Consider the following 19730-nt stretch of genomic DNA (forward strand, 5'->3'; position numbering starts at 1 on the left):
GATCCACCCTGCGGGTCAATTTATGCGATCGTTGCGAACGACCCAGCGACCATTCTGGCGGCCCGCAAAGTAATCTTCCAACTGGGGATGAGCGACTTCCTGCCCATCAGGCAGAGGAACTAGATTCTGTTGGGAGACATAGGCAATATAGGGCGACATATCCGCAGGATTCACCGCAAAGAGATGGTAGAATGGCTGATCTTTCCGCGGACGTGACTCTTCCGGGATGGACTCATACCACTCGTCTGAATTTGCAAATTGCGGGTCGACATCAAAAATAACACCCTGGAAACCGAATTTCCGGTGCTGAACCGCATCCCCGATCCGAAAGAGTGCAACCCCTTTATAAACAGAGCTTTCAGACTCATTCTGTGGTCCCGGCGGCGGTCCCATCCTATCTGAACCAGTCCTCATATCGTCGTCACTTTTTTGCATGTCATGGCATCCTTTGATGTCATATTACATTCGCACTAGGATAAATCAAATCAAGTGAATGGCCGATAGGGACAACAAATGGCGATAAATGTGTTGGGATTGCTGCATGTGCAGGCAGCCAATCATTTTCTGGCGAATCAACGCCTGATGCAGGCCTGTCTGCGCCTGGATGACTCCGAATATTTCGCCGCACGCCCCAGCTTTTTCGGGTCAATCCACGGGACCTTTGATCACATTGTCACAACCGACCAGCGCTATCTGTCACGGCTGGGGGGCACCCCCCTTCCCCCGACTGGGGATGATGGCGTAACCTATGGCACTAGGGACGCCCTGATTAAGACACAACGCGAAACTGATGATGCGATGCGCGCCTATATCGGCGGGTTATCGGATGACGATCTGGAGCAGGAAATCCTGTTGCATGAGACACAGCGTTGGGGGCGGGTTGTGGAGCCGATCTGGGCGATCCTTCAGCATGTTCTGGCCCATGGCACGCATCACCGTGGGCAGATTCACGATATGTTGAGCCAGACATCCATCGCACCGCCGCAATTGGATGAATTTATCCTGCGAATGGATCGTGAAAGCCGAATGGCGGAAGTCGATGCACAGAACCTATCGGGGTGGATGATCGACGCCATCAACTGATGCCGTCGGGTCAAGCACCGGGGCCGCGCCTGCCAGGGCGACCCTTTTTTGCTCATGACGGATGTTTAGGTAATTGCCGGTCAGGATCACTACGCCCCCCAACAAGACAAACGGATCAAAAACCTCATTGTAAAACAACATGCCCACCACCGCGATGAGCGGTAAGCGGAAAAAATCCATCGGCGCGACCACGGTCGCGTCGGCCCACCGAAACGACTGAGCGATACAGTAATGCGCGCTAAACCCGCAAAGCCCCACGACAAATAGCCATATTGTTGTCGTCATGCTTGGGAGGACAAAATGACTAAGGGATCCGATCAATCCCATAGGGGCCTGGATAACCACCATCCAGAACAGAATGGTCAGCGGGGATTCCGTCGCACTGAGCTTCTTTGTCGTTAGCATGCTTGTGGCAAATGCCAATGCCCCAACCAGCATCGCGATATGGCCTGGACCGAACTCCGCCAAACCGGGTCGCAACACAATCATTACACCCACAAACCCAAGAAAAACGGCCAAAGCACGACCCTTGGTCATGTGTTCCTTTAAAGCAAGAGGCGCCAGAATTGCGACCCAGATCGGTGACGTGAACTCCAGAGCAAAGACCTCTGCTAGAGAAATCATGGTGATAGAATAAAACCAGGCAAACTGACCCGCGAAATGGAACAGATTCCGGAAAACATGCAGTTTGAAGCGTTGTGTTTTGAAGCTACGCAATCCGCCGGGCAAGAAGCCACTGATCCCAACAACCAGCAAAAGTCCGATCATACTGCGGAAAAACATCAACTGGAACGTATCCAATTCCCGCGATATTTCGCGCCCCGCAATCGCCATGGCTGCAAACGAAGCCAAAGCCCCCATCATCCAGGCAGCGGCAAACAGAACATTGCCTTGTTCGGCTCGTGGCGCCGCTAGGCCAATATTGCGCCCTGCCGTGGCTGGCGGTTCGACGTTAGGCATGAGTACATGATCCTGAAAATGATGCGTCTTAAGGAGAGAGGTTTTCAGTGCGGTGGATAACAAGGATAAATCGGATGGGAAGACACTACAGTATTAAAACAAAAATATCTAAACAGTATTTCCACGCTTGTCTGCCTCATCAAGGGTATCGGATGATAGTGCACCAATCCGGCCATGATCCAGAGCGATGACAATAGCGCCGGGGAAGGATGAAACGCCCAGCTTCTTGGCGATATCCGCGTGCCGCTTTTCCAATGTCCGAACCGAGACGTTTAAAAGACCGGCCTGTTGGCGAACGGTTAAATGCGGGTGATCAATCTGCGCCTGTACGGTGGCCTCTTCTGCCGGAGACAGCAGACCCCGCGCCCGTGGTGCCCGGAACAGGGAGTCCAGATCTGCCGCCAACAATTCATCCAGCCGCGCGGCGGCCGCCGAAAATACAACATGATACTGACGCAACAGTCGTTCCGCATTGCCGGTAACCGCCATCGTCAACAAGGAACGACGGCCGCCAAAACCCTGCAAAATGCAGATGCCGTCATACATATTGAAGTTATTCCAGATCTTTTCAGCGTCTTTGCTATCGGAACTGTTGCCCAGCTCTGCGCGGGCCTGACCAAATGTATAGCATATCCAGCCCGCCCGCATGGCGTTGGCAATGGCGCAAAAGCGGTCGGAGTCCAGACCATAATACATGGAAAAGAATCCAGGCGGCACACGTTCCCACGTATAGACCGTATCTGGATCCCAGGTTTGCCAGAACATATGGGTCGCCCCCGCCCGACGCAGAACAAGTTCTACGTCAGACGGGTCGACTGTCTTTTCCAACTCTCTTAAGAGTTGTTCCGAACGTATCATGCGACGCGTTGCCTCATTCTTTCTTCCACGCGCTCTGATGCCAATGCGCGGCGACGTTCTGACAAATGTTTGGCGAAAATCTCATGTTCGATCTTCTCCAATGTCAATCGTTCGCATGGTGTCCAATAAGGACGCAGGTCGATGAGGATATGACGATATTCCCGTCCCTCATAAACAACCGGCGGCTCATTGGTGATTACGCCATTCACAGTGCGCTTCCAGAACTTCATGATCCGTGGGTCTCGCACCAAACCTCTAATGGTCGTAATTCCTTTAAACACCGAATACTGCACCGCGGCCTGAGCGATTGAGTTCAGGATGGCCAGGGCACCTCTTTCACTGGGCAGCACAGAAAGCTTTTCCCAGGTTGCCTCAGTTCCTTCACCCCCATTCAGGATGCGTATACGCATACTACCGACGGGTGCGCCATTTCGACAAGCCAATAAATGCGTTGCCGCCGAAAAGTCATTCCCATCGAACTGTTCCGAATATGGTTCCGGTTCGTCGCCACTCATAAAGCACGCTGATCGAATTCGTTGACAGGCGATCAGGTCCTCAATCGTTGAGGCAACCTTGATTGTAATAGAATCATCGGAACTATTTATACGGTTACTCATAATAATGCCCTCCTGTAGAGTTCTGGTCATTCGGCCATTCCGAAAAACCAGGATAGACCAAGAGTTGTATATCGAGACGGGACGGTTTTGCAGTAAAAAGGCGAATTTTTTGCTTGAAACCATTAATAGTTATATTTTTTTTACATAAACCAGAATGCATCAGGATTGCCTGATGCCGTCATTGCCCTACCGGCTCAACTCCGCTAAAACCCTCTCGCCGCCCCGGCTGGCGGTATTTCGTTGCATCATTTGCTTAAGGAGCAGGACCGCCATGGCCTCGTACCAATATGTTTTCGGCATGCACAATCTGGGCAAGGCCTATCCGGGCGGCAAAGAAGTGCTGCGCGAAATCACGCTACAGTTTCTGCCAGGCGCGAAGATCGGGGTACTGGGCTATAACGGGGCTGGGAAATCCACGCTGCTGAAGATCATGGCCGGCGTTGATACGGAATATACCGGCGAAGCCTGGTGCGCCGATGGGGTCAAGATCGGTTACCTGGCACAGGAACCGCATCTGGACGAGAACAAGACCGTCGCAGAAAACGCCATGGAAGGCCTGGCTGAGCTAAAGGCTGTGGTGGATCGCTTTAACGAAGTCTCCATGAAATTGGGCGAAGTCACCGACGATGATGAGATGATGACGCTGATCGGTGAACAGTCAGAATTACAGGAAAAGATCGACGCCGCTGATGCCTGGGACCTGGATGCGCGGGTTGAGGTCGCGATGGACGCGCTGCGCTGCCCGCCGGGCGATTGGGGGGTCAAGAATCTGTCCGGGGGGGAACGCCGCCGCGTTGCGCTTTGTCGCCTGTTGCTCAGCGGGCCTGATATGCTGCTGCTGGACGAACCGACCAACCACCTGGATGCGGAAAGCGTTGCCTGGCTGCAGCGCTTCCTGGCGGACTATGCAGGCACCGTGGTGATGGTCACCCACGATCGCTACTTCCTGGACAATGTCACCGGCTGGATCCTGGAATTGGATCGCGGTCGCGGCATTCCTTATGAAGGCAACTATTCCTCCTGGCTGGAACAGAAGCAAAAGCGTCTGCAACAGGAAGGCCGGGAACAGGAAGCCCGCCTGCGCAACATCGCGCAAGAGCGGGAATGGGTCAGCGCCTCTGCCCGGGGTCGCCAGACGAAATCCAAGGCGCGTATCTCCGCCTATGACGATTTGGTGCGCGAAGCGGAAGAGGCCGAAAAGGCCAATACCACGGCACAGATCATCATCCCGCCGGGCCCGCGCCTGGGCGGTGTCGTGATTGAAGCGGAAGGTCTGTGCAAATCCTATGACGGCAAGGTCCTGATGGATGGCCTCAGCTTCAAACTGCCACCGGGCGGGATCGTCGGGATCGTCGGGCCAAACGGGGCGGGTAAAACCACCCTGTTCCGCATGATCACCGGCCAGGAAAAACCCGATGCGGGTTCTATCCGTTTGGGGGAGACCGTGAAACTGGGCTATGTCGATCAGAACCGCGACGTGCTGCACGACAATAAGAATGTCTGGGAAGAAATCTCCGACGGCATGGATATGATCGAACTGGGCAAGCGCAAGGTCGCATCGCGCGGCTATGTCGGGTCGTTCAACTTCAAAGGCGCCGATCAGCAGAAGAAGGTCGGCCAACTGTCGGGTGGGGAGCGCAACCGCGTCCATCTGGCCCGCATGCTGAAGACCGGCGCAAATGTCCTGCTGCTCGATGAGCCGACGAACGATCTGGACGTTGATACTCTGCGCGCATTGGAAGACGCCCTGATGACCTTCCCCGGCTGTGCCGTGGTCATCAGCCACGATCGCTGGTTCCTGGATCGCCTGTGCACCCATATCCTAGCCTATGAAGGTGACAGCGAAATCGTGTTCTTTGAAGGCAACTACGAAGACTACGAAGCCGACCGCAAACGCCGCCTGGGCGTCGAGGCCGACCAGCCCCACCGCATCAAATACCGCCGGATGGAGCGTTAAACTGCAGGTTTAACCTCAACCGCATCACATCGTTTCATCGGTGAAGTTAAAGTTTGACACCATAATGTCGCGTGTAACTTTACGGCATACAGATTGGCTGCTATACTTCGGTATGAAGATCAGAAACGTTCTGCATAAAGGATTACGTCGGTTCATTCTAAAGGATGATTTGTCTGGTCTGCCAAATGACATCGTTCCAAAGCTCCGACGCATGATTTCCTTTCTGCAAGATATGAACAGCGTTGAAGAACTTAAAGCGATCCCAAGCTGGCGTGCACACATACTCACAGGTGCTCGAAAAGGCACCTGGAGTTTGACCGTCACAAGAAATTGGCGACTGACATTCAAAATTGATCAATTCGAAGTCGAAATCATCGACCTTGATTATGAAGATTATCACTAGGAGAGCACCATGACGACTTCTGAAAGCATCCGACTGAAAGCACCATCCCATCCAGGCGGATTTCTTAAACATGAAGTGCTGGAGCCATTAGAGCTGTCTGTTACGACGGCATCGCATATTTTGGGGGTAACCCGTCCGACCTTATCTGCCCTGTTGAACGAGCGCGCTCATCTGTCTCCTGAGATGGCATTACGCTTCGAAAAAGCCTTTGGGATTTCTATGGATACTTTAATGAGAATGCAGAACAGCTATGATATTGCGCAGGCGAGAAAACGCGAAGCCAACATTGTTGTCGCACCTTATAAGCAATCATTGAAATCATTGCCTGACGCGTATCTGGCCCCGCGCTGATCGACACCTTTTGACGGATTTTCTTTCAATCCCGATGATAGGGATGGCCGTCCAGGATTTGGCGGCAGCGGTAGATTTGTTCGGCCAGCATGGGGCGGACCAGCATATGGGGCCAGGTGACACGGCCAAAGCGGATCAGCAGGCTGGCCGATTGGCGTAACCCGTCTGACAGGCCGTCCGCCCCGCCGATCAGAAACACCAGATCGCTGGTGCCGCTGTCCTGCCATGTCTGGAATTTTGCGGCGAGTTTTCGGCTTGTCAGGTCATCACCGGTTTCATCCAGGGCTACAATCGTTGCCCCGTCCGGGATTTTCGCCCGGATCAGTTCGTCTTCCCGTGCGATCCGCTGATCGGTGGGAAGGGGGCGTTTTTCCTCAACCTCTATGAGTTCAAGGGGCCAGGTGATCCGGGATCGATAGACATCAAAAAGACTCGTCTCGGGACCGCGCTTTGCGCGGCCGACCGCGATGATGCGTATCCGCATCGGACCCCTTTCTGCCTATCCCTGTGCGATGCGCCCGATCAGGCGTTCGCGCTCATGGGTTCCGGCATCTCCACGCCCCACATCTTCTCAAGATTATAGAAGCTGCGGACTTCTGGACGGAACAGATGCACAATAATGTCGCCGGCATCGATCAGGACCCAATCGCCCTGATTCATGCCTTCGACCCGCGCACCTTCGACGCCAGACGATTTCAGCTTTTCCAGAAGATGGTCTGCCATGGAGACCACTTGGCGGCTGGATGTACCACTGGCGATCACCATGTGATCAGCAATGGACGATTTGCCGCGCAATTCGATGACGGTCACGGCCTGAGCCTTGTCGTCATCCAATGAGGTTTCGATTAATCCCAACATGAGGTCGGAATACGGTTCCTGCGCAATGAGACTAGCGATCTTCGGTTTCTCCTTCTGTTGCCCGCCAACGATTTGGTTGCTCTGTCGACTATTCATCAGGTTCACCCGGTTGGTTCGAAGAAGGGAACCCGCCAGACTCCCGAATAGCGGTCGCAGAGGCCGCATGTCGGCGTATCGCCAAAAACACCCAAGCTGGCGGCGCTCTATACGCCAATCCGGGCGCAAACCGATCCGGTAGATACGCCCGCGCAAACCGAGCCGCCGCCTGCCCAGCCAACGCCCTTGAATCATACGTAGGTCTTGCAAAAACGGCAAGGGGAACCGTTGTGAAGATTTTAGTCCATCGATACCAGCGATGAATTTGCAACAGGTTGTCTGCACCCATCAGCCACACAAACCGGATTTCCGGCAGCATTTTCGTGAGCTTACCCAGAGTGTCTGCGGTTTGTCGCGTGCCCAGTCGGCGTTCGATATCTGTCACGCGAATCCGGGGATCACGCGCCATCGCCTTGGCTGATTGAAGCCTGTCTTCAAATCCGGCCATGCCTGATTCGGATTTCAGTGGGTTCTGGGGCGACACCATCCACCAGACCTGATCCAGGTTCAGACGTTTCAACGCCTCGCGGGAGATATGCAAATGACCTTCATGCGCGGGATTGAAAGATCCGCCCAGAAGACCAACGGTCATGCGCCGATTGCGGCTGACCAGACTGGTGGTGCGGAATTTACCCATGGCACATCCGAACCGAAGATTTCGCAACAGCCCGCACCGTCACGGGCGAACCTGCCCGGTGCCCCGTACCTGGTATTTGAAACTGGTCAACTGTTCCGCCCCCACCGGCCCCCTGGCATGCATGCGCCCGGTGGAAATGCCGATTTCAGCCCCCATGCCAAACTCCCCCCCATCAGCGAATTGGGTTGAGGCATTATGCATCACAATCGCGGAATCCACCTCCCGCAAGAACCGCTCAGCCGCCTCGGTATCCTCGGTTACAATGCAATCGGTATGGTCGGAGCCATATTGCGCGATATGCGCCATTGCCGCATCCAACCCATCGACCACACGGATCGACAGGATCGCGTCCAAATATTCCGTCGACCAATCTTCCTCCGTGGCAGGCACAATAACCGGCATCAGGGCAATTGCCTCTGCATCCCCGCGCAAGGCACAACCAGCCTTGGTCAGGGCCTCGGTCAGGCGCGGCAGTAAGGTCGGGGCGATCGCCCGATCAATCAGCAGCGTTTCCGTCGCGCCGCATATCCCGGTACGCCGCATCTTGCCATTCACCGCCAGGGCGATGGCTTTATCCAGATCCGCATTGGCATGGATATACAGATGAACCAGCCCTTCCAGATGGGCAAAGACCGGCACGCGGGCATCCGCCATCACCCGTTCAATCAAATTGCGCCCACCGCGTGGGATGATGACATCGATCAGGCCACTGGCCCCCAGCATAGCACCGACAAAGGCGCGGTCGCGGCTTTGCGCAATCTGCACAGCATCCTGTGGAAGGTCCGCCGCGGCCAGCCCCTGGCGCAGACAGTCTGCAATGACCCCTGCGGAATGAAAGCTTTCTGATCCACCCCGCAAGATCACCGCATTACCGGCCTTAACGCACAAGGCGCCAGCATCCGCCGTGACATTCGGGCGGCTTTCATAAATCACCCCGATCACGCCCAGTGGTGTTCGCACACGATCGATCTGTAAGCCATTGGGGCGATCCCATGACTGAAGAACCTGGCCGACTGGATCGGGCAAATCCGCAACGGCCTCCACGCCTGCCGCCATTGCCTCGATCCGGTCTTGCGTCAGCAACAGGCGATCCATCATTGCCGGGCTCAGGTTTTTTTCTGCCCCATAGGCCATATCACTGGCATTCGCCTGGGCAATGTCATCCATGCGCGCGCGGATGACCCCAGCGCCCTGATGCAAGCCATCCCTGCGGGCATCTGACGTGGCAAGGCCCAGCGCATGACAGGCCGTGCGGGCACGCTGTGCCATGGCCTTCAATTCTGCGCGGGCATCGCCGTCTATGATGTCTACACCGTCCATCATCTCACATCCTATCCAATCGACTCTAAGCCTGGCGCTTGATTCCCCGCAACCGGTAATTCTGATTGATCCAGGGACATGTCATCCCTGTGAATCAGCTCCGGTCGTCCATCAAAATCCAGCACCGTTCGAATTTCCGATGACTGCAAGCCAGCGATCCGGGTGGCATCGTCTGAGGAATAGGCCGACAGCCCCTTACCCACGATCCGACCATCCGGTCCTTTGATCAGCACCGCGTCGCCCCGCTCAAAATTGCCGGACACGGCGCGCACCCCTGCTGGCAGCAAACTCTTGCCCCGCCCCAGTGCCGCCAAAGCGCCTGCATCGACGATAACCTCGCCCACCGGCTTCAATGTACCGGAAATCCAGCGTTTCCGGGCCGTGACCGGTTGGTCGGATGGAATGAACCAGCTTGCCCGCGCGCCTTCTGCCAGGGCTTTCAGTGCATGATCCTTATGCCCCAGAGCAATTGCCATGCGGCATCCCCCCGCCAGCGCGATTTTGGCCGCATCCAGCTTGGTAATCATGCCACCGGTCGACACGCCGGGAACCGCATCCCCCGCCATCGCTTCAATCTCTGGCGTAATAGCACGGATTTCCGGGATATGTTGCGCCGTCTTTGTCTTCCTGGGATCCGCAGTGTAAAGCCCGTCAATATCCGACAACAGCACCAGCAGATCCGCACTGGCCATGGTTGCCACCCGGGCGGCCAGCCGATCATTGTCACCATAGCGAATTTCGCTGGTGGCCACGGTGTCGTTCTCATTGATGACCGGCACAACGCCCAGTTTCAACAATTGCAGCAGGGTTGCGCGGGCATTGAGATGTCGGCGGCGTTCCTCGGTATCGGATGGCGTCAACAGGATCTGCGCGACTTTGATGTCAAACCGCGCCAGTGCTTCCTGATAGGCATGGGCCAGGCGAATTTGCCCGGTCGCCGCGGCGGCCTGCTTTTCCTCCAGTTTCAAAGTGCCATTCTTAAGGCCCAGCAAATGACGCCCCACCGCGATAGAGCCGGACGATACGATCAGCACCTCTTGCCCGGCGCGGCGAAATTCCGCGATATCGGATGCCAGTGTTTCCAGCCAGGATTGACGGATCGCCCCCGTCCCATCGACCAGCAAGGCGGACCCGATCTTGATAATCACCCGTTTGGATTCGGCGAACGCCATGGCCTTACTCGCTTGTTTCTGACCTCAAACAGGGGTCCATTCATCGGTGATATAACGCGTGGTTTGTTCCATCTTCGCCGCAGCGGCCTCTGCCTCCCGCTCCCGCCGGGCAGCCTCTTCCAGGCGATAGGGCTCAACCACTTTCCAGATTGCCCGCAAGGCCGGCACAACACCCATTCCCGCTGCACCCGACAAGATCAGGATCGGAGATTTTGTCACTTTGCGCAAAGCCGCAACCTGTTCATCCATCAATTCAGGGATCGAGGCATCCGCCTTATTGATCGCAACGATTTCCGGCTTGTCAGCCAGACCATTGCCATAGGCTTCCAATTCGCCCCGGATCGTCTGATAGGAGTCTACGACCTTATCCTCAACCCCGTCGATCAGATGCAACAACACCCGGCACCGCTCTATATGGCCCAGAAAGCGATCCCCCAGCCCCTGTCCTTCATGGGCCCCTTCGATCAGGCCCGGAATATCAGCGATCACGAATTCATGGGAATCCACGCCGACCACACCCAGTTGAGGATGCAGGGTGGTGAAGGGATAATCAGCGATCTTTGGGCGCGCCCGACTGACGGCACTTAAAAACGTAGACTTGCCCGCATTGGGCAGCCCGACCAGACCGGCATCCGCGATCAGCTTCAGGCGCAGCCAGACCCACCGTTCCTCACCCTCTTCGCCCGGATCAGAGCGCCGGGGGGCCTGATTGGTGGAGGATTTGAACGTGGCATTGCCCCGCCCCCCCATGCCGCCCCGCGCCAAGATGGCTTTCTGGCCCACCTCTGTCAGATCCGCCAACAGGGTTTCCTTGTCTTCCGCAAAGACCTGTGTACCCACCGGCAGGCGCATGATGACAGAATCAGCGCTGCGTCCGGTGCGATTGTCGCCCATACCGTGCTGGCCCGTCTTGCCCTTGAAATGCTGTTGATAGCGATAATCGATCAGCGTGTTCAGGCCATCCACCGCCTCGGCAATAACATCGGCACCGCGACCGCCATCCCCGCCATCGGGACCGCCGAATTCAACGAATTTCTCGCGCCGAAACGATACGCAGCCCGCGCCACCATTGCCGGAGCGTATAAAAATTTTGGCTTCATCCAGAAATTTCATGTCTCGTCACTTCCGATCAACGGGACCCCAAAATGGGGGAAACGGAAAAAGGGGAACGGCGCGACCGTTCCCCTCTCCTCTACCTGATGATATGCGGCGTTTAACGCAGTATCGTGTTCAGGACCAACCGGGACAGCCTTACTCGGCAGCCTCGGCCAGCGGTCGTATGCCAATAATGGTGCGTTCGCGGGTCTTTTTGAATTCGACATTCCCATCGACCAGCGCAAACAGCGTATAGTCACGGCCCGTGCCGACATTGTCGCCAGCATGCCATTTGTTGCCACGCTGACGGACCAGGATATTCCCGGCCACAACAGCTTCGCCGCCAAATTTCTTGACGCCAAGGCGTTTACCAATTGTATCGCGGCCGTTGCGTGAACTACCGCCTGCTTTTTTATGAGCCATGATGTAAGCCCTCCAGCGTTAATGCCTTATTCGGCGTCAGATTTCTTAGCAGCAGCCTTTTTGGCCGTTGCCTTCTTCGCAGTTGTCTTGCCTGCCGCTTTCTTGGCAGTTGCCTTCTTAGTAGCAGCTTTCGGCGCATCGCCGTCTGCATCGCCTGCCGGAGTCGCAGCAACCTTCGCCTTGGTGGTGGCTTTCTTGTTAGAGCCATCCAGGGCGATGTCGATCACGCGCAACACGGTGACGTGCTGGCGATGACCGCGCTTGCGGCGATAGTTTTGGCGGCGCTTCTTTTTGAAGATGATGATTTTTTTGTTGCGGGTCTGCTCCACAACTTCTGCTTCGACAACAGCGCCTGGCAGCATCGGCGTACCGGTCTGCGCGCCATTCTCGTCAGAAATCATCAGAACTTCATTCAACAGGACGGTATCGCCTGCTTCTGCTTCCAGCTTTTCAACGCGGATAACATCGTCTTTGGCGACACGATACTGTTTGCCGCCCGTCTTCACTACTGCGAACATGGGTCTCTTCCTTCAATCGCTTCACGCGTTCTGTGGTGTCACCCTGAAAACCGAAACGGTCTTTGATCAGGGCAATCTTTCCGCCATGCGGTAGGATGCGGTCGGAACCGGACCTAAAACCTCGAACTGCGCAGTCACGCAAAATGCGTCGCAACCCCGAAAGGGCTGCAAGAACGGGCGGAATATACGGATGCACGGCCCCAAGTCAATGGATAAGTAACGCATCTGCAATAACATCTGCAACAGGCGGTCCCAAACCCCTCCCCCTGTTTTCAGGGCTTGGCAGGCCAAACGCCATCGTGTAGGAAACCGCACGTTTCGATCCAGGCTCAGATGTTCAAGGTGCAGGGCCTATTGCGGAGAGGTGCCGGAGTGGTCGAACGGGACGGTCTCGAAAACCGTTGTGCCTTCACGGGTACCGTGGGTTCGAATCCCACCCTCTCCGCCAACCATGCCGCAAGGCATTGATATCGAAAACATCCAGCGATTTTAGAGGCATGCGCTAGCTTGGCAATCGACCATCTGGCACGCGCGGATTATTGTCGATATATCCAGAAATCACCCTCTAAACACCATTGATACATTACATTTTCATGCGCGTGTCCCGACCGATTGAGTCAAGGCCTTCGGCAAGAAGGGAGCGAGAGATCCTTCCAGACGGGCAACCTTCGAGACGCCGGTAGACTGTCTGAACAGGCGTTGCTGGGCTTCGGCGCCGATTGAAAACCGCTAAAGCATCTGTAGACGAAGACACCGCAGCAACAAGACCACCTGTCCGACCTCTGCCGTCGCGGGGCTAAATCGTATGGTCGGGGACCAAATGGGACAGGAGGTGGTCAAGATGACCCAGCCCCATCCCGCCACTCTTGTGCTGAGGCAGATACCATAGTCGAAGCCGGAATCAGGAGAGGTGCAACACCCATGAGTCACGAATATGCGCAATACGATCAATCAAGCTGAACCAGAAATATGGAGCAGATCAATATGATTTCGACAAAATAATTGATTGACTAAGCAATCAATTATTAGGCAAATTGCAAACAGGAACGCACTGTTTTCAGACAAGGTGCGACCACGACATTGGCGGACTCCGCCAAACACTCAGTCGCTAAACGCAATGTGATTTTTTAGGGGAGCCCCCAATGGCCGAATTCAACACCGAGACGGAGACTCTAGCCGAAGCTGTCCGTACAAACCTATTTGCACCAGCACAGGAAATGTCGACGCTTGGTCGCAAGGGACTGCCCATGTTAAAGGGTGGTGAGGGAATCTATGTCATTGATTCCGAAGGGCGCAGACTGATTGATGGGCCGGCTGGCATGTGGTGCACACAGATCGGTTACGGTCGTCGGGAAATCGCCGACGCGCTGGCCGATCAGTCAATGCACCTTTCCTATAACTCGCCTTGGTACACTTCGAATTCGCCTGCCGCCAAGCTTGCCGCACGGATTGCGGAAATGACGCCTGGTGATCTGACGCGGATATTCTTCACGACGGGGGGGTCAACGGCCGTCGACACGGCGCTGCGTTTCACAGAGTTTTACAACAATATTCTGGGCCGCCCCCAAAAGAAGAAGATCGTCGTACGCATGGACGGCTATCACGGATCCACCAGCCTTACGGCCGCATGTTCGGGCCGGACCGGCAACTGGCCGAATTTCGATGTCGCGCAGGATCGGATCAATTTTCTCTCCAGCCCAAATGTCCGGCTGGCCGGCAATCGGACAGAAGCCGAATTTCTGGACGATCTGGTGGCGGAATTCGAGACGCTTATCGAAGAGAAAGGCGCTGATACCATCGCGGCCTTCTTGGCGGAGCCGCTATTGGCATCAGGCGGCGTGATCATACCGCCAACGGGATACCATGCCCGGTTCAAGGCGGTCTGCGAGGCCAATGATATCATTTATATCTCTGACGAGGTCGTAACAGGCTTCGGCCGTTGCGGAGAATGGTTCGCATCCGAGAAGGTTTTCGGCGTCGTGCCGGACATCATCACCTTCGCCAAGGGTGTGACATCAGGTTACGTGCCGCTCGGTGGTCTCGCTATTTCCGAAAAGCTGCTGGACCGGGTCAGCGGGGAAAATGCCAAGGGCGGCAGCTTTACCAACGGCTACACCTATTCCGGTCATCCCGTAAGCTGCGCAGCGGCGCTCGCGAATATTGAGGTGATTGAGCGCGACGGTATCCTGGCGCATGTGAACGAAGTGTCGGGGCATTTCGCGGCGGCGCTGAAGGCTCTGGAAGATCTGCCGGGAGTCGCGGACATTCGCTCGAAAGGCCTCGTCGGCTGTGTCGAATGCATGGTGGACCCGGGCCGCTCCGAAGTGACCGACGCAGACAAAGCGCTCGGCTTACGGATTGACGAAATCTGCTTTTCCCTTGGCCTTATTGTACGGCCGATCGGGAATATGTGCGTCTTGTCGCCGCCCCTGATCATCACGCGTCAGGAAATCGACAGCATGTGCGAAATACTGCGCGAAGGCATCCTGCGTGCGGGCGAAGAAAAAGGCGCTGCACAACGTTCGGCGGCGTAAGTCTTTCTACGAACAGGACATAGGAGAACAGAAAATGGATTTAACGACCGCTGAGTGGCATGAACGCGCCCGTATTGCGCCTCTGCCAACAAAACCCTTCATCGACGGCGCCTTCGTGGACCCGATTTCAGAGGAGACCTTCGACTGTGTCTTCCCGGCAGATGGACGCGTCATCGCCAAGGTCGCGTCCTGCGATGGGCGGGATGTAGACGCAGCAGTTCGGTCGGCCCGGGCCGCCTTTGAATCCGGTGTCTGGTCCCGCATGTCGCCGTTGGATCGCCGTAAGATTCTGCTGCGTTTCTCCGAGTTGCTGTTAGAGCACCGTGCAGAACTGGCGCTGCTTGAAACCCTGAATGTCGGCAAACCCATCACAAACGCTTTGAATGGCGACATCCCCAGCGCCGCAAGCTGCATTGCCTGGTATGCCGAAGCGATTGATAAAGTCTATGGTGAAGTCGCAGCAACCCCATCAGACGTCACCACCATGATTGTGCGCGAGCCAGTGGGCGTTGTCGCTGCAGTCGTGCCATGGAACTATCCACTGTCAATGGCAGCATGGAAACTGGGTCCGGCATTGGCGACGGGCAACTCCGTTATCCTGAAACCAGCGGAACAATCGCCCTTCAGCGCGCTGCGCATCGGCGAATTGGCAATCGAAGCAGGCCTGCCTAAGGGTGTGCTGAACATTGTACCGGGTCTCGGCCATATTGCTGGCAAGGCGCTTGGCCTGCACATGGATGTCGATTGCATCGGCTTCACCGGCTCGACCGAGGTCGGTGGCTATTTCATGCAGTATTCCGGTCAATCAAACATGAAGCGCATTGGCCTTGAGCTGGGCGGCAAGTCACCCCAAGTCGTCCTTGCGGACTGCGAGGATCTGGATCAAGCCGCCAAGAGCATTGCCGCGGGCATCTTTTCCAATGCTGGGCAGGTCTGCAATGCCGGCTCTCGCCTAGTGGTTGAGGACAAGATTAAGGACAAGCTGCTTGAGAAGGTCATCGCTCATGCCACGGCGCTGAAGCCTGGGGATCCGTTGGATCCGTCGACCAAGCTTGGATCAATCGTGACGCAGGAGCAATTGACCCGGGTTCTCGGCTATATCGATGCAGGCCGCGACGCCGGTGCTTCGATTGTCGCGGGCGGCAATCAGGCGCTGAAGGAAAGCGGCGGTTACTTCGTCGAGCCAACGGTCTTTGATGCTGTCGACAACAGCATGAAAATCGCGCAGGAGGAAATCTTCGGTCCAGTTCTGTCGACCATCACTGTCAAGAATTTCGACGACGCTATGACAGTTGCAAACGACAGCGCTTACGGCCTTACGGCTTCGGTTTGGACCGGCAGCCTTAAGAATGCACATCGTGCGGCGCAGGCGATACGTGCCGGTGTCGTCTGGGTCAACTGCTTTGATCGCGGGCAATTCAATGCGCCCTTTGGGGGATTCAAGCAATCTGGCTTTGGCCGTGACAAGTCACTGCACGCGATGGATAAATACACGGATCTCAAGGCGGTTTGGTTCGCTCACTGATCCGATAAGGCGCGGGTTCCTGGGGCCCGCGCCTTTTCTTTCAACTCCCGCAAGGAGGCAATTGTTTCTATGGGCACCGATGCCTTATTGGCCGAAACTGTTCCCGAGTATTCCGTGCGCCGACAGCGCATCGAGGCAGACCCATTGCCGGAGAATATCGGCGCGCTGTTGGATCAAGCGGCGGCCGAGGCCGGTGACAAAATGCTCTGGAATTTCTTCGAATCCGGCGAGACGATCACCTATGAGGAGATGCGACAGCGCGTAAACGGATTGGCCGCGCGTCTTGTCGCTTTAGGGATCGGCAAGGGCACCCATGTCGGGGTCATGCTGCCCAATGTCGCGGCCATGCCGCTGACTTGGTTTGCTTTGGCCCGAATTGGCGCGGTGATGGTGCCGATCAACATCGCCTATCGCGCCCGCGAACTGGGTCACGTCATGACAACCGGCGACGCGCGCTGGATCGTCGCAGACTCGGCCTGCCTGGAGGTTGTAACAAAAGCGATATCAGAAGGCCTGATCGATGTGAGGCCGGAACGGGTGATCACGCACGGTCATGATGGGGATGAGCCGTTCCGACACTGGGAAGAACTTGCAGATAAGCCGCTGGAAAGCTTTACGCCGCCAGAGCCGGTCGGGCACGACGACTTGATGAACATCCAGTTCACCTCTGGAACCAGCGGTTTTCCGAAGGGTTGCATGCTGACGCAACGCTACTGGATCAGCTCTGGCAAAGTGAACGCCTTCCGCGACGGCCGGAAATACGACCGCATCCTAGCCTCCACGCCGTTCTTTTACATGGACCCGCAATGGCTGCTGCTGATGACGATCTATCATCGCGGCACGCTGTTCGTCGCGGCCCGTCAAAGCACCAGCCGCTTTCTGTCCTGGCTGCGAGACTACCGCATTCAATTCTGCCTATTCCCCTGGGTGCTGCTGAACCAGCCGGAACAACCCGACGACGGCAATATCGAGGTAATCCGGGGCAACGTCTACGGCGTCGCCAAGGATCTGCACAGCAAGCTAGAAGCACGGTTCAAACTGAACGCACGCGAAGCCTTCGGCATGACGGAGCTGGGGCCGGCAATGTTCATGCCGATCGAACGCGCGGACATGGTTGGGTCGGGCTCCTGCGGGTGGCCATGCCCGTTTCGGGAATGCCGGATCGTCGATGACAATGGCGCTCTTGTTGCGCAGGGTGAGGTCGGTGAATTGCAGGTTCGCGGGCCTGGCATCATGCTGGGCTACTACAACAATCCCGAAGCAACCAATGCCGTATTCGAAGGGGATTGGTTCAGAACCGGCGACCTGTTCAAACAGGATGGAGAAGGCTTCTACTATATTGTTGGCCGCAAGAAGGACATGATCCGACGCAGCGCGGAGAATATAGCGGCCCGTGAGGTCGAAACCGTACTAAACACGGCGCCTTCAGTCGCAGAAAGCGCCGTGGTCGGCGTACCCGATGCCTTGCGCGGGGAGGAGGTGAAGGCCTATCTGCGGCTGAAACCCAACGTGGAAGAGAACGACGCCGTTATCGCCGAGGTTATCGAAACTGCGCAGAGCGGTCTGGCACCATTTAAGGTGCCGCGTTTCTATACCTTTATTGAGGAGTTTCCACGGACCGCCTCTCTGAAGATCGCCAAGCCAAAAATAACCGAAGGGGTGTCCGACCTGCGGGCCGGCAGCTTTGATCGGCAGGAAAACGTCTGGTTAGGAGACTCCGGTCATGAAGACTGATTTCGATGCCGTCATTGTCGGCGGTGGCCACAACGGTTTGGTCTGCGGCACTTATCTGGCGAAGGCCGGGGTCCGAGTGCTGGTGTTGGAACGACGGTCGATCAGCGGCGGGGCGGCGGTGACCGAGGAGGTTTGGCCCGGCTACCGTCTTTCCACCGCCTCTTATTACATGGGATTGCTACAGCCCAAGGTGATCCTGGATCTTGAACTGCAAAAATACGGCTATGAGGTCCTGTCACCCGACCCGATCGTCTACGCGCTGCAAGGCGACCGTTTCGTAACAATGTGGGAAGATCCAGACCGGTTCCGGGGTGAACTGGCCAGGCTGTCCAATCGAGACGCGGATGTCTATCCAGCCTATGTAGCGCATATGCAAAAACTGGCACCCTTCATGAAGCAGCTTATCTTTGAAACACCTGTCGATCCGGGCTCGCGCAGGTTTCGTGACCTCAAACGGCTTGCTGGCTTCGTCTGGCGCTTCCGCAAGATCGGCGGACATTTCTATGATATCTACAATTTACTGACATTGAGCGCCTACGACTATCTTAGCCGCTGGTTTGAATCAGAGGACGTGAAACTTATTCTGGGCTTCTTCGCAGGCGGCGGCGGGGCGAATTCAAGCCTTAAGACCCCAGGGTCCGCCTATATGTTGGCACGCGGCATCGTGCGTGACCAGAAAACGGCGGCGGGTCCGTCGGGGTTCATTAAGGGGGGTATGGGGGCAATCTCCGATGCGATCAGAAAGTCGGGCGAAGCGCATGGCATGGTCGTGCGTACCAATGCGGAGGTCGAAGAGATTCTCACGGAGGGGCGCACGGCTACGGGCGTTCGCCTTGTCACCGGCGAGGTAATCCGGGCGAAGGCTGTGATCGCCAACGCGAATGCCAAAACGACCTTTCTGAAACTACTGGACCCTAAGACTCTGCCGGAAGAGTTTGTTCAGGATATTCGCGCCATTCGCACGGAATCGACGGTCTTCCGGGTTAACCTTGCGCTGGACGGCCTGCCGGATTGTCCTGACTTTCCAACCATGGCGCCAGATTTCGACTATCCGACGCAAATCAACCTCGCTTACTCAGTCGATTACATGGAAACCGCGTTCCAACAATCAAGCCTGGGCGAGATGTCACGCGAACCCTTCTTGATCGTCAAAATTCCCACGCGGGTCGACCCGACCCTTGCACCGGAAGGCCATCACATTCTGTCGATCTTCGGCGGTCACGCACCCTATACGCTGAGGGAGGGGAGTTGGGACAACAAGCGCGAAGAACTGTGGCGCAATGTCCTGTCGATCCTCAAGAGACACTTCCCCGATATTGAGAACCATATCCTTCATCGGCAAGTGTTGACGCCATTGGACCTGGAACGGATCTTTGACTTACCAAACGGTCACGTGCATCACGGAGAAATCAGCGCCGACCAGATGTTTTTCCGGCGACCTGCCCCGCATTTCGCAGACTATACCAGCCCGATCGACCGTTTGTATCAATGCGGCGCCTCAACTCATCCTGGTGGTGGCGTGACCGGGATGCCGGGCCATAATGCGGCCCGCGTTATTCTCGCAGACCGCAAACACTGGATGTAAGGGG

At 56.2% G+C, this 19730-nt stretch carries 20 protein-coding genes and 1 tRNA gene; 9 read left to right on the forward strand and 12 right to left on the reverse strand.

All coding sequences use genetic code 11. The features are described from left to right. Nucleotides 1–15: 15 nt before the first annotated feature. Nucleotides 16–435: a heat shock protein HspQ gene (gene hspQ, locus ACOSDM_RS12490; protein WP_420724866.1), complete on the reverse strand. Its 420-nt coding sequence runs from the start codon at nt 433–435 to the stop codon at nt 16–18. A gap of 78 nt (nt 436–513) precedes the next feature. On the opposite strand from hspQ, the gene ACOSDM_RS12495 reads away from it, so the two are divergent. Beyond that, nucleotides 514–1083 carry a DinB family protein gene (locus ACOSDM_RS12495; RefSeq protein ID WP_420724867.1) on the forward strand — a complete coding sequence of 190 codons (570 nt, stop codon included), beginning with the start codon at nt 514–516 and terminating at the stop codon, nt 1081–1083. Here the strand turns inward: ACOSDM_RS12495 and ACOSDM_RS12500 are convergent. The 3 genes from ACOSDM_RS12500 to ACOSDM_RS12510 all read right to left on the reverse strand — a co-directional run bounded on the left by ACOSDM_RS12500 (nt 1051) and on the right by ACOSDM_RS12510 (nt 3548). Continuing rightward, the gene (locus ACOSDM_RS12500) at nt 1051–2043 is read right to left on the reverse strand and encodes a DMT family transporter (protein WP_420724868.1); all 993 of its coding nucleotides are present in this window, start codon (nt 2041–2043) and stop codon (nt 1051–1053) included. The two genes, ACOSDM_RS12495 and ACOSDM_RS12500, sit on opposite strands and share 33 nt — an antisense overlap. 108 nt (nt 2044–2151) lie before the next feature. Then, on the reverse strand, nt 2152–2901 hold the full coding sequence (locus ACOSDM_RS12505) for a hypothetical protein (protein ID WP_420724869.1): 750 nt from the start codon (nt 2899–2901) through the stop codon (nt 2152–2154). After that, nucleotides 2898–3548 carry a hypothetical protein gene (locus tag ACOSDM_RS12510; protein ID WP_420724870.1) on the reverse strand — a complete coding sequence of 217 codons (651 nt, stop codon included), beginning with the start codon at nt 3546–3548 and terminating at the stop codon, nt 2898–2900. Before ACOSDM_RS12510 ends, ACOSDM_RS12505 begins: the two co-directional genes overlap by 4 nt. A gap of 241 nt (nt 3549–3789) precedes the next feature. Here ACOSDM_RS12510 and ettA point away from each other — a divergent pair, with 241 nt between their 5' ends. From ettA to ACOSDM_RS12525, 3 genes are all read left to right on the forward strand, one after another. Then, nucleotides 3790–5475 (forward strand): energy-dependent translational throttle protein EttA, encoded by a 1686-nt coding sequence (gene ettA / locus ACOSDM_RS12515; protein WP_420724871.1) that lies wholly within the window; start codon nt 3790–3792, stop codon nt 5473–5475. Nucleotides 5476–5587: 112 nt separating this feature from the next. Beyond that, nucleotides 5588–5878, forward strand: a complete 291-nt coding sequence (locus ACOSDM_RS12520; RefSeq protein WP_420724989.1) for a type II toxin-antitoxin system RelE/ParE family toxin — start codon at nt 5588–5590, stop codon at nt 5876–5878. 9 nt (nt 5879–5887) lie between these two features. Then, nucleotides 5888–6229, forward strand: coding sequence for a HigA family addiction module antitoxin (locus ACOSDM_RS12525; protein WP_420724872.1), 342 nt, complete (start codon nt 5888–5890; stop codon nt 6227–6229). Between the two features lie 25 nt (nt 6230–6254). Here ACOSDM_RS12525 and rlmH read toward each other — a convergent pair whose 3' ends face one another. The 8 genes from rlmH to rplU form a co-directional block, all read right to left on the reverse strand. Then, a complete protein-coding gene (gene rlmH, locus ACOSDM_RS12530) occupies nt 6255–6713 on the reverse strand; it encodes a 23S rRNA (pseudouridine(1915)-N(3))-methyltransferase RlmH (RefSeq protein ID WP_420724873.1) in 459 nt (152 codons plus the stop codon). A gap of 38 nt (nt 6714–6751) precedes the next feature. Beyond that, nucleotides 6752–7183: a ribosome silencing factor gene (gene rsfS / locus ACOSDM_RS12535; RefSeq protein WP_420724874.1), complete on the reverse strand. Its 432-nt coding sequence runs from the start codon at nt 7181–7183 to the stop codon at nt 6752–6754. Continuing rightward, nucleotides 7176–7820: a nicotinate-nucleotide adenylyltransferase gene (locus ACOSDM_RS12540; protein ID WP_420724875.1), complete on the reverse strand. Its 645-nt coding sequence runs from the start codon at nt 7818–7820 to the stop codon at nt 7176–7178. Before ACOSDM_RS12540 ends, rsfS begins: the two co-directional genes overlap by 8 nt. A 39-nt stretch (nt 7821–7859) precedes the next feature. Beyond that, a complete protein-coding gene (locus ACOSDM_RS12545; protein WP_420724876.1) occupies nt 7860–9143 on the reverse strand; it encodes a glutamate-5-semialdehyde dehydrogenase in 1284 nt (427 codons plus the stop codon). An 8-nt stretch (nt 9144–9151) separates the two neighbouring features. Next, nucleotides 9152–10312, reverse strand: a complete 1161-nt coding sequence (gene proB / locus ACOSDM_RS12550) for a glutamate 5-kinase (protein ID WP_420724877.1) — start codon at nt 10310–10312, stop codon at nt 9152–9154. A 24-nt stretch (nt 10313–10336) separates the two neighbouring features. Beyond that, nucleotides 10337–11425 carry a GTPase ObgE gene (gene obgE, locus ACOSDM_RS12555; protein WP_420724878.1) on the reverse strand — a complete coding sequence of 363 codons (1089 nt, stop codon included), beginning with the start codon at nt 11423–11425 and terminating at the stop codon, nt 10337–10339. A 138-nt stretch (nt 11426–11563) separates the two neighbouring features. After that, nucleotides 11564–11830 (reverse strand): 50S ribosomal protein L27, encoded by a 267-nt coding sequence (gene rpmA, locus ACOSDM_RS12560; RefSeq protein ID WP_420724879.1) that lies wholly within the window; start codon nt 11828–11830, stop codon nt 11564–11566. 26 nt (nt 11831–11856) lie between these two features. Continuing rightward, on the reverse strand, nt 11857–12348 hold the full coding sequence (gene rplU, locus ACOSDM_RS12565) for a 50S ribosomal protein L21 (protein ID WP_420724880.1): 492 nt from the start codon (nt 12346–12348) through the stop codon (nt 11857–11859). 358 nt (nt 12349–12706) lie between these two features. Here rplU and ACOSDM_RS12570 point away from each other — a divergent pair. The 5 genes from ACOSDM_RS12570 to ACOSDM_RS12590 all read left to right on the forward strand — a co-directional run bounded on the left by ACOSDM_RS12570 (nt 12707) and on the right by ACOSDM_RS12590 (nt 19726). Continuing rightward, a tRNA-Ser gene (locus ACOSDM_RS12570) sits at nt 12707–12796 on the forward strand. Between the two features lie 694 nt (nt 12797–13490). After that, a complete protein-coding gene (locus ACOSDM_RS12575) occupies nt 13491–14882 on the forward strand; it encodes an aminotransferase (RefSeq protein WP_420724881.1) in 1392 nt (463 codons plus the stop codon). 34 nt (nt 14883–14916) lie between these two features. Beyond that, nucleotides 14917–16407, forward strand: coding sequence for an aldehyde dehydrogenase (locus ACOSDM_RS12580; protein ID WP_420724882.1), 1491 nt, complete (start codon nt 14917–14919; stop codon nt 16405–16407). A gap of 69 nt (nt 16408–16476) precedes the next feature. Further along, complete coding sequence (locus ACOSDM_RS12585; protein ID WP_420724883.1) at nt 16477–18141, forward strand: class I adenylate-forming enzyme family protein; 1665 nt, start codon at nt 16477–16479, stop codon at nt 18139–18141. Beyond that, nucleotides 18131–19726 (forward strand): phytoene desaturase family protein, encoded by a 1596-nt coding sequence (locus ACOSDM_RS12590; RefSeq protein WP_420724884.1) that lies wholly within the window; start codon nt 18131–18133, stop codon nt 19724–19726. Before ACOSDM_RS12585 ends, ACOSDM_RS12590 begins: the two co-directional genes overlap by 11 nt. Nucleotides 19727–19730 lie beyond the last annotated feature (4 nt).

It is taken from the genome of Hwanghaeella sp. LZ110 (assembly GCF_048892525.1).
In the GTDB taxonomy this organism is placed as follows: domain Bacteria; phylum Pseudomonadota; class Alphaproteobacteria; order UBA8366; family Aestuariispiraceae; genus Pacificispira.

Bases quoted from the DNA above. Each gene is read 5' to 3' on its own strand.
- hspQ (WP_420724866.1), bottom strand. From the start codon at position 435: ATGCAAAAAAGTGACGACGATATGAGGACTGGTTCAGATAGGATGGGA.
- ACOSDM_RS12495 (WP_420724867.1), top strand. From the start codon at position 514: ATGGCGATAAATGTGTTGGGATTGCTGCATGTGCAGGCAGCCAATCAT.
- ACOSDM_RS12500 (WP_420724868.1), bottom strand. From the start codon at position 2,043: ATGCCTAACGTCGAACCGCCAGCCACGGCAGGGCGCAATATTGGCCTA.
- ACOSDM_RS12505 (WP_420724869.1), bottom strand. From the start codon at position 2,901: ATGATACGTTCGGAACAACTCTTAAGAGAGTTGGAAAAGACAGTCGAC.
- ACOSDM_RS12510 (WP_420724870.1), bottom strand. From the start codon at position 3,548: ATGACCAGAACTCTACAGGAGGGCATTATTATGAGTAACCGTATAAAT.
- ettA (WP_420724871.1), top strand. From the start codon at position 3,790: ATGGCCTCGTACCAATATGTTTTCGGCATGCACAATCTGGGCAAGGCC.
- ACOSDM_RS12520 (WP_420724989.1), top strand. From the start codon at position 5,588: ATGAAGATCAGAAACGTTCTGCATAAAGGATTACGTCGGTTCATTCTA.
- ACOSDM_RS12525 (WP_420724872.1), top strand. From the start codon at position 5,888: ATGACGACTTCTGAAAGCATCCGACTGAAAGCACCATCCCATCCAGGC.
- rlmH (WP_420724873.1), bottom strand. From the start codon at position 6,713: ATGCGGATACGCATCATCGCGGTCGGCCGCGCAAAGCGCGGTCCCGAG.
- rsfS (WP_420724874.1), bottom strand. From the start codon at position 7,183: ATGAATAGTCGACAGAGCAACCAAATCGTTGGCGGGCAACAGAAGGAG.
- ACOSDM_RS12540 (WP_420724875.1), bottom strand. From the start codon at position 7,820: ATGGGTAAATTCCGCACCACCAGTCTGGTCAGCCGCAATCGGCGCATG.
- ACOSDM_RS12545 (WP_420724876.1), bottom strand. From the start codon at position 9,143: ATGATGGACGGTGTAGACATCATAGACGGCGATGCCCGCGCAGAATTG.
- proB (WP_420724877.1), bottom strand. From the start codon at position 10,312: ATGGCGTTCGCCGAATCCAAACGGGTGATTATCAAGATCGGGTCCGCC.
- obgE (WP_420724878.1), bottom strand. From the start codon at position 11,425: ATGAAATTTCTGGATGAAGCCAAAATTTTTATACGCTCCGGCAATGGT.
- rpmA (WP_420724879.1), bottom strand. From the start codon at position 11,830: ATGGCTCATAAAAAAGCAGGCGGTAGTTCACGCAACGGCCGCGATACA.
- rplU (WP_420724880.1), bottom strand. From the start codon at position 12,348: ATGTTCGCAGTAGTGAAGACGGGCGGCAAACAGTATCGTGTCGCCAAA.
- ACOSDM_RS12575 (WP_420724881.1), top strand. From the start codon at position 13,491: ATGGCCGAATTCAACACCGAGACGGAGACTCTAGCCGAAGCTGTCCGT.
- ACOSDM_RS12580 (WP_420724882.1), top strand. From the start codon at position 14,917: ATGGATTTAACGACCGCTGAGTGGCATGAACGCGCCCGTATTGCGCCT.
- ACOSDM_RS12585 (WP_420724883.1), top strand. From the start codon at position 16,477: ATGGGCACCGATGCCTTATTGGCCGAAACTGTTCCCGAGTATTCCGTG.
- ACOSDM_RS12590 (WP_420724884.1), top strand. From the start codon at position 18,131: ATGAAGACTGATTTCGATGCCGTCATTGTCGGCGGTGGCCACAACGGT.